The organism is Pseudomonas mucidolens, from assembly GCF_900106045.1.
GTDB classification, from domain to species: Bacteria; Pseudomonadota; Gammaproteobacteria; order Pseudomonadales; family Pseudomonadaceae; genus Aquipseudomonas; species Aquipseudomonas mucidolens.
In genome coordinates this window covers 3036250-3052124 of sequence record NZ_LT629802.1, presented here as the reverse complement: position 1 = coordinate 3052124, position 15875 = coordinate 3036250, and the positions used below count along the sequence as shown (strand labels likewise).

Genomic DNA, 15875 nt, shown 5'->3' with positions numbered 1-15875 from the left:
GCATCGCGACGCATATTACTCTTGCTGCTTCAATTAGCTATGCATGCAATGTAGATCTGAGAATTCGGTAGCGGCATGGGGAAAACAAGAATCTGACTCAAGTGCAGCGCATGTTCGACGATCAAGGATTGATAACGCTGCGGAGGTGCCAGGCGTACGTCAGGGCTGTGGCCCCGTAGCACGCTCAACTCCAGCAGGAGCCGCTGATTCTCCCTTAATAGGCGCTCTCGCTGGCCAGCCACTATCTGGCGGCTGTTATTCTTCCTGCCCATCTCCCTGCTTTGGTAATTGAGCCTGTGAATCTCTAACTGCGCTTTCGCCAATTCGGATTCGGCCAGCGCCTTACCGGTGGCAAGCATGTCCTTCATCTGCACCAGTCCTGCGACATTCGCCCGAGCTTTGCGCAGCATCGACTGAGTTTCGATCAGCGCGTCCTCGAGCATGGCGCATGGGTGCTTGTACATTTCCAGGGGGGTTGGGCAGCCAAGCCAATCATCGGTGTTGTCGTCAACGTCCATAACGGAATCCAGGGTGCTGTATGTACAGTTATTGGGGTTTTCAGGGTGTGCGATTTGAGGCGACGAGCTGTAGTGGGGTTTGGTTCTGTGTTTCGTCGGCAGGACGCCTGGGGATGGGATGAAGCTCGTACCAGTTTCCTCGAGGGACTCTGCGGGATCTCAGAAGGCGCTGAAGCCCCTTGTCTAGCGCCTTTAGAATACGCCAGCTAATCCACACATAAATTCCTTACCGGTTTTCCGTTGGGGAGACTTCAGGGTACTTGAAAGCTGGCAAGCTCTTGTTGCGGTAGTTTTAGATCAATCGGTTATAAGGCGCGTGGCGCATGTGCCGGCGGGGCTGCCAGGGGATGGCAGCGCGGTGGGAAAATATCGGGTCGGTTTGCCCACTTTTCGAGGCTGGGCGGAGGGCTGGCTCAGGCTTGATTTCGTATCAAACGGCGCAACGCGAACCGGTTTGGGTGGCAGGCCTGGGCGACGCTGGCAGGCAACGGCAGCGGTTCCTGATTGATCCAGGCCGCCAGCAGTTCACCGCACAAGGGTGCGGTAATCAGGCCGCGCGAACCATGCCCGCTATTGACGTACAAACCGTCCAGCCAAGGGCAGGGCGTGTCCGGTACCTGGCGAGCGTCCTTGCGCAAGGCGGCGTAGGCCAGGGAAAAAGCCTGGCTGTCTGCCAGGGGGCCGACAATCGGCAGGTAGTCCGGACTGGTGCAGCGAAACGCCGCGCGACCTTCGAGGTGTTCGGGATCGAGCTCCTCGGCATGCAAGCGTTGCCACAGGTCGACGGAGATGTCCTGCAGCAGGCGCAGGTTACCGGCGTGTTCGCTGGCGGTCGGCGTCAGGTCCTCGCTGGTGAAGTCGAAGCTGGCGCCAAGGGTGTGTTCACCGAGGCGCGCCGGGGCAATATAGCCTTCGCTGCAGACCACGGTTGCCAGGTCCCGGCTGGTGGCGGTTTGCGCCAACCGGGTGATTTGCCCACGAATGCGCTTCAACGGCAGTTCGGCGCTGGCGGCAAAGCGTGTGACCTCGGCGGCGCCCGCGAGGACCACCACCGGAGCGCTGGCCAATACGCGGCCGGCCGCCTGCGCCTGCCATTGGTTATCGACCCGTTGCAGGTCGAGGGCGTCGTGGTGCGTCAACACCTCAATCAACGGGTGTGCGGCCTGCCATTGGCAGAGCGCCGGTGGATGCACCCAGCCACCCTCAGGGAAAAACAGCCCGCCGTGCGCCAGGGCGACACCGGCGATGGTCTGGGCCTGGGTCTGATCCAGGCACCGCAACAAGTCCGGCGCAAAGGCGTCGGCCAGTGTGGCCTGACGCTGGGCTTCCTTGGCGTTGAACGCCAGTTGCAGCACGCCGCAGGCGTCCCAGTCGACGCCTCGCTGCAACTGCTGCAGCAGGCGCCGGGTGTGGCCGAAACCGCTGACAATCAGCTGTGACAGCGCGGTGCCGTGGGCCGAGAGTTTGAGGTACAGCACGCCTTGCGGGTTGCCGGAGGCTTCCTGGGCCAGGGCAGCATGACGCTCCAACAGACTGACTCGCCAGCCACGGGCGGCCAGGCTGGCGGCCGTGGCGCATCCCGCGAGGCCGCCACCGACGACCATGGCGTGGCGTTCGCCGGTATGTGGCGCGGGGCGTGCGAACCAGGGCGCGGTGGTCGGCGGCCGCGGTGTTTGCTCGGGCCAGCCGAGAAATTCACCGCGCAGCACTTCCCACTTGTGGCCGATGCCCGGTGTGCGCTTCATCTTGAACCCGGCGCCATTGAGCAGGCGCCGTACCCAGCCGGTGCTGGTGAACGTGCTGATGGTCGAGCCCGGCGCCGCCAACCGTGCGAGTTCGGCAAACAGCTCGGCGGTCCACATGTCAGGGTTTTTCGCCGGCGCGAAACCGTCGAGAAACCACGCGTCGATTTGCGCGTCCAGCTGCAGCAGTTGCTCCAGCGCATCGCCGATCAACAATGTCAGCGTCACTCGACCGCTATCCAGTACCAGGCGTTGAAAGCCTTGATGAATCGCGACGTATTGCGCCAGCAGTTGATCGGCAAAAGGCTTGAGTTCCGGCCAGAGGGCGAGGGCCCGTTGCAGGTCGGCAGGTCTCAGCGGGTACTTTTCCACGCTGACAAAATGCAGTCGCGCACCTGCCACGGCCTGTTGTTCGAACAATTGCCAGGCGCAGAGGAAATTCAGGCCGGTGCCGAACCCGGTTTCGCCGATCACCAGGCTGCCGTCCACCGCCAAGGCTGCAAAACGCTCGGCCAGGCGGTTCTGTTCAAGGAACACGTGGCGGGTTTCTTCCAGGCCCGACTTGTCGGAGAAATACACATCGTCGAACACCCGCGAGCGCGGGCGTCCCTGGTCATCCCAGTCGAGCTGGGCGTGCGGCAGTACGGGGTTCATGGGCAACTCGGCAAAGGCAAGATGGCTATTCTAGCCGATCAACCGACGCGGAATATCGCTGTTGTGGCGAGGGGGCTTGTCCCCCGTTGGGCTGCGTAGCAGCCCCAAGCATTCAAGCAGCATGCGGTGTATCAGGCATTCCTCAGTGGCTGGTTTTGGGGCTGCTGCGCAGCCCATCGGGGGACAAGCCCCCTCGCCACAGACAAGCCTTTGCCTACAGACGAGCCTCTGCCTACAGGCGAGCCATCTTTCCACAGACAAGTCTCCTCACAGGGGCGTGCAAGTTTTTTAACTGAGACGGCATTAGGGCAAACGCCGGCGGAATTTCCTTGCGCCGGGTAATCTCCAATCCGCTAGTCTTGATCCATCTTGAAAGGGAGTCGTCCATGTTCGAATCTGCTGAAATCGGTCACGCCATCGACAAAGAGACTTACGACGCCGAAGTGCCGGCGTTGCGCGAAGCCTTGCTGGAAGCGCAATACGAGCTGCGCCAGCAAGGGCGGTTTCCGGTCATCGTGCTGATCAATGGCATTGAAGGGGCAGGCAAGGGCGAAACCGTCAAGCTACTCAACGAATGGATGGACCCGCGCCTGATCGAGGTGCGTACCTTTGACCAGCAGACCGATGAAGAACTGGCCCGCCCTCCAGCCTGGCGCTACTGGCGCCAACTGCCCGCCAAGGGGCGCATGGGGATTTTTTTTGGCAACTGGTACAGCCAGATGCTCCAGGGGCGGGTGCATGGCCTGTTCAAGGATGCGCGGCTGGATCAGGCGATTGCCGGTGCCGAGCGCCTGGAAAAGATGCTCTGCGACGAAGGCGCGTTGATTTTCAAGTTCTGGTTCCATTTGTCCAAGAAGCAAATGAAGGCGCGGCTCAAGACCCTGGCCGACGATCCGCTGCACAGTTGGCGCATCAGCCCGCTGGACTGGCAGCAGTCCGAGACCTATGACAAGTTTGTGCATTTTGGCGAGCGGGTATTACGCCGCACCAGCCGCGACTACGCGCCCTGGCATGTGATTGAAGGCGTCGACCCGCATTTTCGCGGTCTGACCGTTGGCAAAATCCTCCTCGAAGGCCTGCAAAACGCCCTGAAAGTTCGCAAGAGCAAGGCCAGCGGAATGAACCCGGCACCGTTGCTGGCCTCCGTGGATCAAAAGAACCTGCTGGACAGTCTGGACATGAGCCAGCGCCTTGAGAAAGACGATTACGAAGATCAACTGATTACCGAGCAGGCCCGCTTATCCGGCTTGATGCGTGACAAACGCATGCGCAAGCACGCGTTGGTCACGGTGTTCGAGGGCAACGACGCGGCAGGCAAGGGCGGTGCGATTCGCCGTGTGGCGGCCGCGCTGGATCCGCGTCAGTACCACATCGTACCGATTGCCGCGCCGACCGAGGACGAACGGGCCCAGCCTTATTTGTGGCGTTTCTGGCGGCAGATTCCGGGGCGGGGCATGTTTACCGTGTTCGACCGTTCCTGGTACGGCCGGGTGTTGGTGGAACGGATCGAAGGGTTTTGTTCGTCCGCGGACTGGATGCGCGCCTATGGCGAGATCAACGACTTCGAGGAACAACTGCACGACGCCGGTGTGATCGTCGTCAAGTTCTGGCTGGCGATCGACAAGCAGACCCAACTGGAACGTTTCCAGGCCCGCGAGGAAATCCCTTTCAAGCGCTTCAAAATCACCGAAGACGACTGGCGCAACCGCGAAAAGTGGGACGACTACCGGGCGGCGGTGGGCGATATGGTCGATCGCACCAGCACCGAGATTTCACCCTGGACACTGGTGGAAGCCAACGACAAGCGTTGGGCGCGGATCAAGGTATTGCGCACCATCAACCGAGCGCTGGAAGACGCCTTCGAGCAGTCCGATAAGCGTGCGAAGAAGGGCAAGAAAAAGTAACGCCATGCTTTTGCATACGCGGGGTGAATGATTGTCGCGGTCGTTGCAGGCTGGATCTATGCTCGGTCCAACTTCCACCCCCACAACAAGAGGCAAGCCCATGCGTGAAGTAGTGATCGTCGACAGCGTGCGAACCGGCCTGGCCAAGTCCTTTCGCGGCAAGTTCAACCAGACCCGTCCGGATGACATGGCGGCGCATTGTGTCAACGCGCTGCTGGCACGTAACGGCATCGACCCGGCCAGCGTCGAGGATTGCATCGTCGGCGCCGGTTCCAACGAGGGTGCCCAGGGCTACAACATTGGCCGCAACGTGGCAGTCCTTTCGCGGTTGGGCACCGGTACGGCGGGCATGACCCTAAACCGTTTCTGTTCCTCGGGCTTGCAGGCGATTGCGATTGCCGCCAATCAGATTGCTTGCGGCTGCAGTGACATTATGGTCGCCGGCGGTGTCGAGTCCATCAGCCTGACGATGAAGAGTGTCAACACCGACAACCTGATCAACCCGCTGCTCAAGGAACAGGTGCCTGGCATCTACTTCCCGATGGGCCAGACCGCCGAAATCGTCGCTCGTCGCTATAATGTCAGCCGTGAAGAACAGGACCTGTATGCCCTGCAAAGTCAGCAGCGTACGGCCCAGGCTCAGGCGGCCGGATTGTTCGACGATGAAATCGTGGCGATGCCGGTCAAGTACAAAGTCGAAGACAAGCATACCGGTGAGGTGCAGATCCTCGACGGCGTGGTGGACCGGGATGACTGCAACCGTCCAGACACGACGTTGTCCAGCCTGTCCGGATTGAAGCCGGTATTTGCCGAAGATGGGTCGGTGACGGCGGGTAACTCGTCGCAGTTGTCTGACGGCGCCTCGATGACGCTGGTGATGAGCCTGGAAAAAGCCCTGGAACTGGGGCTCAAGCCCAAAGCCTTCTTCCGTGGCTTTACCGTGGCCGGCTGCGAGCCGGACGAGATGGGCATCGGCCCGGTGTTCTCGGTGCCCAAGCTGCTCAAGGCGCGTGGGTTGCAGGTGGCGGATATCGACCTGTGGGAACTGAATGAGGCGTTTGCTTCCCAGTGTTTGTATGCGCGTGATCGGCTGGAGATCGATAACGCCAAATACAATGTCAACGGCGGTTCGATCTCGATTGGTCACCCGTTCGGCATGACCGGTTCGCGGCAGGTCGGGCATCTGGTGCGGGAGTTGCAGCGGCGTGATTTGCGCTATGGGATCGTCACCATGTGCGTGGGTGGCGGGATGGGCGCGACCGGGTTGTTTGAAGCGGTGCGGTAAAGTCCAGACAAATACCTCACCAATGTCCCAGTGATCCCCCTAGAATGCACACTTTCGTTCATCGTTCATTCGCGGGGCACTCATGCATATCTCATCCGGCCGCTGGGTCTACGGTTTATCGCTGACCCTGCTGACCGCGCTGCTCTGGGGCATTCTGCCGATCAAGCTCAAACAGGTGCTGCAGGTGATGGATCCGATCACCGTCACCTGGTTCCGCCTGATGGTCGCCGGCAGCTTTCTGTTCATCTACCTGGCGGCCGTGAGGCGCCTGCCTAACCCGCGTGCGCTCGGCCCGAAGGGCGGCTGGCTGGTGGCGATGGCGGTGTGTGGCCTGGTGGGCAACTACGTGCTGTATCTGGTGGGGCTGAAATTATTGAGTCCCGGCACTGCGCAACTGGTGGTGCAGATGGGACCGATCTTTCTGATGATCGCCAGCGTCTTTGTGTTCAAGGAGCGTTTCAGCCTGGGGCAGGGCGCGGGTCTGTTGGTGCTGATCATCGGCTTCGCGCTGTTCTTCAACCAGCGTCTGGCGGAGCTGCTGACGTCCTTGGGGGCCTACACCTCGGGCGTGCTGACGATTCTTCTCGCGACGACAATCTGGGTGCTCTACGCGCTGGGTCAGAAGCAGCTGCTGACGGTGTGGAATTCGTTGCAGGTGATGATGGTGATCTACCTGTCCTGCGCCCTGTTGTTGACGCCTTGGGCGCAGCCGATGGAAGCGCTGCAACTGAGTCCGCTGCAAGGTTGGCTGTTACTCGCCTGCTGTTTCAATACGCTGATTGCCTACGGCGCCTTTGCCGAGGCGCTGGCGCATTGGGAAGCGTCGCGGGTGAGTGCGACCTTGGCGATTACGCCGCTGGTGACCTTCGTGGCGGTGGCTGCCGCGGCCTGGTTATGGCCTGATTATGTGCATGCCGAGCAAATCAATGGGCTCGGTTATGGCGGGGCGGTATTGGTGGTGCTGGGTTCGGCGACGATAGCGTTGGCGCCATCGTTGTTCGCCGGGCTCAAGGCCCGGCGCACACGATTATTGTCTCAGTGACCCGCTTCAAGCATGTTTTGCGGACGTACCCACTGATCGAACTCTGCGTCGCTGAGGTAGCCAAGGTCCAGCGCTGCCTGGCGTAACGTGAGTCCTTCGGCATAGGCTTTCTTGGCGATCTCTGCCGACTTGTCGTAGCCGATATGCGGGTTCAATGCTGTCACCAGCATCAGGCCCCGCTCCAGGTGCTGCGCCATCTGCTCCGCATCCGGTTCGAGGCCGGCGATGCAGTGTTCCTGGAAGTTGCGGCAACCGTCAGCCAGCAAGCGGATCGATTCCAGCAGGTTGTGGATAATCACTGGTTTGTACACGTTCAACTGCAGATGCCCTTGGCTTGCGGCAAAGCCGATGGTCACGTCATTGCCCAGCACTTGGCACGCCAGCATCGACAGCGCTTCGCATTGGGTTGGGTTGACCTTGCCGGGCATGATCGAACTGCCTGGCTCGTTGGCCGGCAGCTTGATCTCGGCCAACCCGGTGCGCGGGCCCGAGCCCAACAGACGCAGATCGTTGGCGATTTTCATCAGGGCCACGGCCAGGGTTTTCAGGGCGCCGGACAGGGTGGTCAGCGGTTCATGCCCTGATAACGCTGCGAATTTGTTCGGCGCGGTGACAAACGGCAAGCCGGACAGCGCCGCGATTTCCGCGGCGATGGCTTCGCCAAAGCCATGCGGCGAATTGAGGCCGGTGCCGACTGCCGTACCGCCCTGGGCCAGCTCGCATACCGGGGGCAGGGCGCTGCGAATCGCGCGTTCGGCATAATCCAGTTGTGCGATGAACGCGGAGACTTCCTGGCCAAAGGTAATCGGCGTCGCGTCCATCATGTGGGTGCGTCCGGTTTTGACCAATTTCATATGGCGCGCCGACAACTCGGCCAGGCCTCCGGACAGCTCGCGAAGCGCCGGCAGCAATTGCTCGTGCACCGCTTGCACGGCAGCAATGTTCATCGCGGTGGGGAAGCAGTCGTTGGAACTCTGGGAGCGGTTGACGTGGTCGTTGGGATGTACCGGGCTTTTGCCGCCACGGGGTTGGCCGGACAGTTCGTTAGCGCGGCCAGCGATCACTTCGTTGGCGTTCATGTTGCTCTGCGTGCCGCTCCCTGTCTGCCAGACCACCAGCGGGAACTGGTCATCGTGCTGCCCGTCGAGCACTTCGTCGGCCGCTTGTTCGATCAACCGGGCGATGTCGGCGGGCAGGTCGCCATTACGGTCATTGACCCGTGCGGCGGCTTTCTTGATCAGGGCCAGGGCGTGCAGCACCGCCAACGGCATGCGTTGCTCGCCAATAGCGAAATTGACCAGTGAACGTTGGGTCTGTGCGCCCCAGTAAGCGTCATCCGGGACTTGTACGTCTCCCAGGCTGTCGGTTTCAATACGGCTCATCGCGAGGACCCTCCTTAAGTCAGTTAGCGCAGTTTAGGCCCTGTCTGGACCGTGGGGTTCCATTAAACATCTTTCGATGGGCGCTTTATGGCGTGACCCCCCGCAAAACCAGGTGCCGCAAGGTGTGGGGTTGAGTCGCGGCGTTTTTTAGGCGCAGAATGAGCGCCCTTGGGGTTTTACCTCGCCTGTTAGAAAGGAAACTCGATGACTCGTCTTCGTGCCATCTGTACCGCGGTTGCTCTGGTCTGCGCCAGCGGCCAGGTTCTTGCCGATACCGCCAGCCACAACGCCAGTGCCGAAGCCTTCCTTACCCTGGCCCATGCCGACAAGCTGGGTACCCCGGTGTACATGCAAGTGCAGCAAATGTTCGCGCAACGTTTCGAGCAGACCAAGGCGCCTGCTGCCAAGCAAACTGTCCTCGACAGCTATCAGGCCAAGGCCAACGCCGCCCTGGACCAGGCTATCGGCTGGAAAAAGCTCAAGCCTGACATGGTCAAGCTCTACACCAGCAACTTCAGCGAGTCCGAGCTCAAGGAGCTGGTTGCCTTCTACAAATCGCCCCTGGGCAAAAAAGTCTTGGAAAAAATGCCCCAGTTGACCCAGCAATCGGCCCAGTTGACCCAGGCCAAGCTGGAAAGCGCGGTACCGGTGGTGAACAAGTTGCTGGAAGACATGACCAACGAACTGGCGCCAGCCAAGAAAGCCGCAGCCCCTGTGAAGAAGTAAGTGGAGCCGGGAATGACCATGCAACAGCGTATAGAGACGGCACTTGGCGGCCTGAGCCCTGAGTACCTGAGCGTGCTGGATGAAAGTCATATGCACAGCCGTGGGTTACAGACCCACTTCAAGGCCGTGCTGGTCAGCCAGCAGTTCGAAGGGCTGAACCGCGTCAAGCGCCACCAGAAGGTCTATGCCACGTTGGGTGACCTGATGAGTGAGTTTCATGCGCTGGCGCTGCATACCTACACGCCTGAAGAGTGGGCGCAAATCGACGTCGCCCCGGCTTCGCCGACTTGCGCGGGCGGACATTGAAGCCAGCCTGAAACCCACACTGTGGCGAGGGGGCTTGTCCTGTGGTGAACTGTGGCGAGGGGGCTTGTCCCCCGTTGGGCTGCGCAGCAGCCTCAGTCAGGAAAAACGCGGTGTATCAGACAATTCTCGGTGCCCGGTTTTGGGGCTGCTGCGCAGCCCAACGGGGGACAAGCCCCCTCGCCACAGGAGTGGTCCATTCCAGGCGTCGACCCGGTCTGCCATGCCGTCATGGCAATTTGAAACTCCGCGCCTATCTAGAGTCGATGCTAACGTCGTGCGGATTTTGTTAGAATCCGCAGCGCGCCACACGGTTGGCGCTTTTTTTTGCATCCGGTTCACCCTTTACGAGGGTAGCCACCTGGAGAAATACCCATGACACACCCGATTGTCGTGGCGGCACTGTATAAGTTCGTCACCCTTGAAGATTACGTTGCCCTGCGCGAGCCGCTGCTCAAGGCGATGGTCGACAACGGCATCAAAGGCACCTTGCTGATTGCCGAAGAAGGCATCAACGGTACTGTTTCCGGCAGCCGCGAAGGCATTGATGGCTTGATCGCCTGGCTCAAGCATGATCCGCGCATGGTCGACCTCGATCACAAGGAATCGTACTGCGATGAGCAGCCGTTCTACCGTACCAAGGTCAAGCTGAAGAAAGAGATCGTGACCCTGGGCGTCGAAGGCGTCGACCCGAACAAGAAAGTCGGTACCTACGTCGACCCCAAGGACTGGAACGCGCTGATCAGCGATCCAGAAGTGCTGTTGATCGATACCCGTAACGACTATGAAGTGTCGATCGGCACCTTTGAAGGCGCAATCGACCCGAAAACCACCAGTTTTCGCGAATTTCCCGACTACATCAAAGCCAACTTCGACCCGGCCAGGCATAAGAAAGTCGCGATGTTCTGCACCGGCGGTATTCGCTGTGAAAAGGCCTCGAGCTATATGCTCAGCGAAGGCTTCGATGAGGTCTACCATCTCAAGGGTGGCATCCTGAAATACCTCGAAGAGGTGCCTCAGGAAGAAACCAAGTGGCAGGGCGACTGCTTTGTCTTCGATAATCGTGTCACCGTGCGCCACGACTTGAGCGAAGGCGACTACGATCAATGTCATGCCTGCCGAACCCCCGTCAGTGTCGAAGACCGGGCGTCCGAGCATTATGTGGCCGGCATCAGTTGCCCGCACTGTTGGGATAAGCTCTCCGAGAAAACTCGTCGCAGCGCGATCGACCGGCAGAAGCAGATTGAGCTGGCCAAGGCCCGCAATATGCCGCACCCGATTGGCTACAACTACAAGCAACCATCTTCCGAGGCCTGAGCCATGTCCGCGCGCCTGCTCTATGTAATGGACCCCATGTGTTCCTGGTGCTGGGGCTTTGCGCCGGTGGCCGAGGCGCTGGTGAAGCAGGCGCAAGCTGCCGGCGTCGAGTTGCATCTGGTGGTGGGCGGCTTGCGCACCGGCAGTGGCGCGGCGCTGGAGCCGACGACTCGGCGCTACATCCTCGAGCATTGGCAGGCAGTCACTGAAGCTACGGGCCAACCGTTCAATCGGGAAGGGGCGCTGCCCGAGGGCTTTGTCTACGACACCGAGCCCGCATGCCGCGCAATCGTTACCGCCCGCGGCCTGGCGCCGGATTGCGCCTGGACACTGCTGGGGCTGATCCAGCGTGCGTTTTATGTTGAAGGTCGCGACGTGACCCTCGCCAAGGTGTTGGTGGAACTGGCCGAACAGGCGGGTATACCGCGCATTGAGTTTGCCGAAGCGTTCGACCGTGCCGACCAGCATGCGGCCACTGCCGCTGATTTCACCTGGGTCCAGGATCTGGGCGTGGCTGGCTTCCCGACGTTGCTGGCCGAGCGTAATGGTCAATTGGCCTTGCTGACCAACGGCTACCAGCCGCTGTCCGAGCTGTCTGCGTTGCTCGGTCGCTGGCTGGAGCGCGCTGCCTGTGCCTGAGCCGTCTGCCGAGCAGGTCCAGCGTGTCGATCGGTTGACCTGGGCGGAAGTTCGCCGCCTGGCCCTGCACCACAAGAAATCCCTGTGGATTGCCAATGGCGTCGCCGTACTCGCGACCCTGTGCAGCGTGCCGATTCCCTTGCTATTGCCGTTGCTGGTGGACGAAGTGTTGCTGGGCTATGGCGACGCGGCGTTGAAGGTGATGAACCATGCGCTGCCGCTGGGCTGGCAGAAGGCCGCGGGCTACATTGGCTTGATGCTGTTACTCACCCTGGTGCTGCGTTGCGGCGCGCTGCTGTTCAACGTGCTGCAAGCCCGGCTGTTCGCGCGGCTGGCCAAGGACATTGTGTACCGTATTCGCGTCCGGCTGATCGAGCGGCTCAAGCGGATATCGCTGAGTGAATACGAAAGTCTGGGCAGCGGCACCGTTACCACCCACCTGGTGACCGACCTGGACACGCTGGACAAGTTTGTCGGGGACACCCTGAGCCGTTTCCTGGTGGCCATGCTGACGTTGGTTGGCACGTCCGCGATTCTGATGTGGATGCACTGGCAACTGGCGCTGTTGATCTTGTTGTTCAACCCGTTGGTGATCTACGCCACAGTGCAGTTGGGCAAGCGGGTCAAGCACCTGAAAAAGCTGGAGAATGACAGCACCTCGCGGTTTACCCAGGCGCTGACCGAAACCCTCGACGCCATCCAGGAAGTCCGCGCGGGCAACCGCCAAGGATTTTTCCTCGGCCGGCTGGGACGGCGAGCCCAGGAAGTGCGGGACTTTGCGGTCAACTCGCAGTGGAAAAGCGATGCATCGAGTCGTGCCAGCGGCTTATTGTTCCAGTTCGGCATCGACATCTTTCGCGCGGCGGCGATGCTCACGGTACTGTTTTCCGACCTGTCCATCGGGCAGATGCTCGCGGTGTTCAGTTACCTGTGGTTCATGATCAGCCCGGTGGAGCAGTTGTTGAATCTGCAATACGCCTACTACGCGGCAGGTGGTGCGCTGACACGAGTCAACGAGCTGCTGGCCCGGGCCGACGAGCCGCAATACGCCGGGGTAACCGATCCTTTTGTGGGGCGGGAAACGGTGGGGATCGAGGTGCGCGGCCTGAGCTTCGGTTATGGCGAGGAGCGGGTGCTCGACCAGCTCAACCTGATCATTGCGCCCGGTGAGAAGGTGGCACTTGTCGGCGCCAGTGGTGGCGGCAAAAGTACCTTGGTGCAACTGTTGCTGGGACTCTACACGCCGCAGTCGGGCAGCATCCGCTACGGCGGTGCAACCCAGCAGGAAATCGGTCTTGCAACGATCCGTGAGAACCTCGCGGTGGTGCTGCAACACCCTGCCTTGTTCAACGACACCGTGCGCGCCAACCTGACCATGGGCCGCGACCGCAGCGATCAAGCCTGCTGGCAGGCATTGGAAATCGCGCAACTGGACGCTACGGTCAAGGCTCTGCCCTTGGGCCTGGACAGCGTGGTGGGACGGTCCGGGGTGCGGTTTTCCGGTGGGCAGCGTCAGCGCCTGGCCATTGCGCGAATGGTGTTGGCCGAGCCCAAGGTCGTGATTCTCGATGAAGCCACGTCGGCTCTCGACGCCGCTACCGAATACAACCTGCACCAGGCACTGACGCGGTTTCTCAGTGGTCGTACTACACTGATCATCGCCCACCGTCTGTCGGCGGTGAAGCAGGCGGACCGGGTGCTGGTATTTGACGGCGGTCATATTGCCGAAGACGGTGACCATCAGCAGTTGATTGCCGATGGCGGGTTATACGCAAAACTTTATGGCCATCTGCAGCAAGTACGTTGATTTAGCTTAGGCTGTGCGCTCGGGGCGTGTTGGATTCGCGTGCGTATTTGGCGGTGCATGTGCAAGGGACCTCATGAAGCAAAAACGGACTTTCGGAACGCCACGGTTGTTGGGCATCGTCTGGCCATTTATCGCCGTGGTGCTGTTCCAGGCATTACTGGGTGGCGTCAGTCTCTACGTGCTGTCGGCGGTGCGTGGGTACGTCGCAGGCGAGAGCTTATGGTCCAAGGGGCAGAAAGATGCCATCTACTACCTGACGCTGTACGCCGATAGTCGTGACGAAGCCACCTTCCTCAAATACCAGAACGCGATTGCGGTGCCCCAGGGCGGGCATGAACTGCGGCTCGCCCTGGACCGCCCGACGCCCGACCTGAGCGCGGCACGCCTGAGTATTCTCAAAGGTGGCAACCACCCTGATGACGTTTCCAGCCTGATTTGGCTGTACCTCAATTTTCGGCATTTCAGTTACCTGGAAAAGGCTATCGAATTGTGGACGGTGGGGAATGGCTACCTGGTGCAACTGGATGCGTTGGCGCAGGAGATGCACCGGGCGATTCTTGGCAATCAGGTGAGCGATGGCGATGTGAAGCGCTGGAAAGCCCGCATCTTTGCCATCAATGACGGCGTGACACCGGCCGCCAAAGCCTTCAGTGATGCCCTGGGCGAAGGGTCGCGGGTGATTTTGCGCATGCTGTTGGTGATCAATCTCGCCACCGCACTGATCTTGATCGCTCTGGCGCTTTTGCGCACCCGCAAGTTGCTGACCCAGCGCCGCGCTTTTGCCGATGCCCTGGAGCTGGAAAAGGAGCGCGCACAGATTACCCTGGAGTCCATTGGCGACGGGGTCATCAGTACGGATGTCGACGGAGCCATCACCTATATGAATCCGGCGGCCGAGGCCCTGACCCACTGGAAAGCCGCTCAGGCCCAAGGATTGCCGCTGGCCGCGTTGTTCAATTTGCTCGATGAAGATGTCCAGGCCGATGGGTTTACCCTGATCGAGCATATTCTCGCTGACCAACTCAGCGGTGGCAGTGAGCATTCGAAGTTGATCCAGCGGGTGGACGGCAGCACGGTGTCCGTGACCCTGGTGGGCGCGCCGATTCGCAGTGCCGGCAAAGTCAGCGGCGCGGTATTGGTGTTGCACGATATGACCCAGGAACGTCAATACATTGCCAACCTGTCCTGGCAAGCGACGCACGACGCACTGACCGGCCTGGCCAACCGCCGCGAGTTTGAATATCGCCTGGAGCAGGTGATAAACAGCGCCGGTCGCCAGCACGGCGGGCGCCATGCATTGATGTTCCTGGACTTGGATCAGTTCAAGCTGGTCAATGACACTTGCGGTCATGCGGCGGGCGATGAGTTGTTGCGCCATATCTGCGCGCTGCTGCAGTCGGCCCTGCGTGAAGGTGACACCCTGGCTCGCCTTGGCGGAGATGAGTTCGGCATCCTGCTGCAGAACTGTCCGCCCCCGATGGCGGAAAAAATCGCCGAAAGCCTGCGCCATACTGTGCAAAGCCTGCACTTTGTCTGGAAGGGCCGGCCTTTCGTCACCACCGTCAGCATCGGCCTGGTGCATATCTCGCAAACCCCGACCACGCTGGAGACTTCGCTGCGGACCGCCGATATGGCCTGTTACATGGCCAAGGAAAAGGGCCGCAACCGGGTGCAGGTTTATCATGCCGATGATTCGGAGTTGTCTTTGCGTTTTGGCGAGATGGCGTGGGTGCAACGCCTGCATATTGCCCTTGAAGAGAACCGGTTCTGTTTGTATGCCCAGGAAATTGCTCCACTGGGCCATACCGAGTTGGGTTGCGGGCACATTGAGATTCTGCTGCGCCTGCATGATGAAACCGGACGGATCATCTTACCCAACAGTTTTATTCCGGCTGCTGAACGTTACGGCTTGATGACGTCGCTGGACCGGTGGGTGGTAGAGAACGTATTCAAGATCATTGCCAAGTGTATGCTCGAGCGGCCCGGCCGACCCATGGCGGTATGTGCGATAAATCTGTCAGGAATAACTATTGGAGACGACGACTTTCTCGGTTTTTTACGTGAGAAATTCAATGCTTACAATATTCCGCCAGAAATGATCTGTTTTGAAATCACCGAAACCAGTGCGATCTCGAACTTGGGCAGTGCAATTCGTTTTATTAATGAACTCAAAGCCTTGGGTTGCCAATTTTCACTGGATGACTTCTGCGCCGGAATGTCTTCATTCGCTTATCTCAAACATTTACCTGTAGACTTCTTGAAGATCGATGGAAGTTTCGTAAAGGATATGCTGGACGACCCGATTAACCGCGCAATGGTCGAAGTGATCAATCACATCGGGCATGTCATGGGTAAACGTACAATTGCCGAATTTGTCGAAACGCCGCAGATCGAGCAGGCCTTGCTTGAGATTGGCGTGGATTACGCCCAGGGTTACCTGATCGAACGTCCGCAATTGTTTACCTTTGATAGTTTGCAGTGTCGACCTGTGCGGGCACAGCCTCTGTTATTCAGGGCGCCTGGCATGTTCCGTTGAAACATTTGCTGGTCTGTACA

The 15875-nt window shown here is 59.9% G+C and carries 12 protein-coding genes; 9 read left to right on the top strand and 3 right to left on the bottom strand.

The window, feature by feature from the left end; all coding sequences use genetic code 11:
- Positions 1–29 precede the first annotated feature (29 nt).
- Both BLU75_RS14035 and mnmC read right to left on the bottom strand, forming a co-directional pair.
- Positions 30–518, bottom strand: a complete 489-nt coding sequence (locus tag BLU75_RS14035) for a hypothetical protein (protein WP_307652332.1) — start codon at positions 516–518, stop codon at positions 30–32.
- A gap of 413 nt (positions 519–931) precedes the next feature.
- Positions 932–2914, bottom strand: coding sequence for a bifunctional tRNA (5-methylaminomethyl-2-thiouridine)(34)-methyltransferase MnmC2/FAD-dependent 5-carboxymethylaminomethyl-2-thiouridine(34) oxidoreductase MnmC1 (mnmC, locus tag BLU75_RS14030; protein WP_084378110.1), 1983 nt, complete (start codon positions 2912–2914; stop codon positions 932–934).
- 386 nt (positions 2915–3300) lie between these two features.
- Between mnmC and pap the strand changes: the two genes are divergently transcribed.
- The 3 genes from pap to BLU75_RS14015 all read left to right on the top strand — a co-directional run bounded on the left by pap (position 3301) and on the right by BLU75_RS14015 (position 7145).
- Positions 3301–4818 carry a polyphosphate:AMP phosphotransferase gene (pap, locus tag BLU75_RS14025; RefSeq protein ID WP_084378111.1) on the top strand — a complete coding sequence of 506 codons (1518 nt, stop codon included), beginning with the start codon at positions 3301–3303 and terminating at the stop codon, positions 4816–4818.
- A gap of 100 nt (positions 4819–4918) precedes the next feature.
- Positions 4919–6103 (top strand): thiolase family protein, encoded by a 1185-nt coding sequence (locus BLU75_RS14020; RefSeq protein WP_084378112.1) that lies wholly within the window; start codon positions 4919–4921, stop codon positions 6101–6103.
- Between the two features lie 82 nt (positions 6104–6185).
- Complete coding sequence (locus tag BLU75_RS14015) at positions 6186–7145, top strand: DMT family transporter (protein ID WP_090221483.1); 960 nt, start codon at positions 6186–6188, stop codon at positions 7143–7145.
- Here BLU75_RS14015 and BLU75_RS14010 read toward each other — a convergent pair.
- Positions 7139–8527, bottom strand: a complete 1389-nt coding sequence (locus BLU75_RS14010; protein WP_084378114.1) for a class II fumarate hydratase — start codon at positions 8525–8527, stop codon at positions 7139–7141. The two genes, BLU75_RS14015 and BLU75_RS14010, sit on opposite strands and share 7 nt — an antisense overlap.
- 204 nt (positions 8528–8731) lie before the next feature.
- Here BLU75_RS14010 and BLU75_RS14005 point away from each other — a divergent pair, with 204 nt between their 5' ends.
- From BLU75_RS14005 to BLU75_RS13980, 6 genes are all read left to right on the top strand, one after another.
- Complete coding sequence (locus BLU75_RS14005; protein WP_084378115.1) at positions 8732–9253, top strand: DUF2059 domain-containing protein; 522 nt, start codon at positions 8732–8734, stop codon at positions 9251–9253.
- A 12-nt stretch (positions 9254–9265) separates the two neighbouring features.
- A complete protein-coding gene (locus BLU75_RS14000; RefSeq protein WP_084378116.1) occupies positions 9266–9559 on the top strand; it encodes a BolA family protein in 294 nt (97 codons plus the stop codon).
- Between the two features lie 372 nt (positions 9560–9931).
- Positions 9932–10873, top strand: a complete 942-nt coding sequence (gene trhO / locus BLU75_RS13995) for an oxygen-dependent tRNA uridine(34) hydroxylase TrhO (protein WP_084378117.1) — start codon at positions 9932–9934, stop codon at positions 10871–10873.
- Positions 10874–10876: 3 nt separating this feature from the next.
- On the top strand, positions 10877–11512 hold the full coding sequence (locus BLU75_RS13990; protein WP_084378118.1) for a DsbA family protein: 636 nt from the start codon (positions 10877–10879) through the stop codon (positions 11510–11512).
- Positions 11505–13319, top strand: coding sequence for an ABC transporter ATP-binding protein (locus BLU75_RS13985; protein WP_084378119.1), 1815 nt, complete (start codon positions 11505–11507; stop codon positions 13317–13319). Before BLU75_RS13990 ends, BLU75_RS13985 begins: the two co-directional genes overlap by 8 nt.
- Positions 13320–13392: 73 nt before the next feature.
- Positions 13393–15855, top strand: a complete 2463-nt coding sequence (locus BLU75_RS13980) for an EAL domain-containing protein (protein ID WP_084378120.1) — start codon at positions 13393–13395, stop codon at positions 15853–15855.
- Positions 15856–15875: the final 20 nt, after the last annotated feature.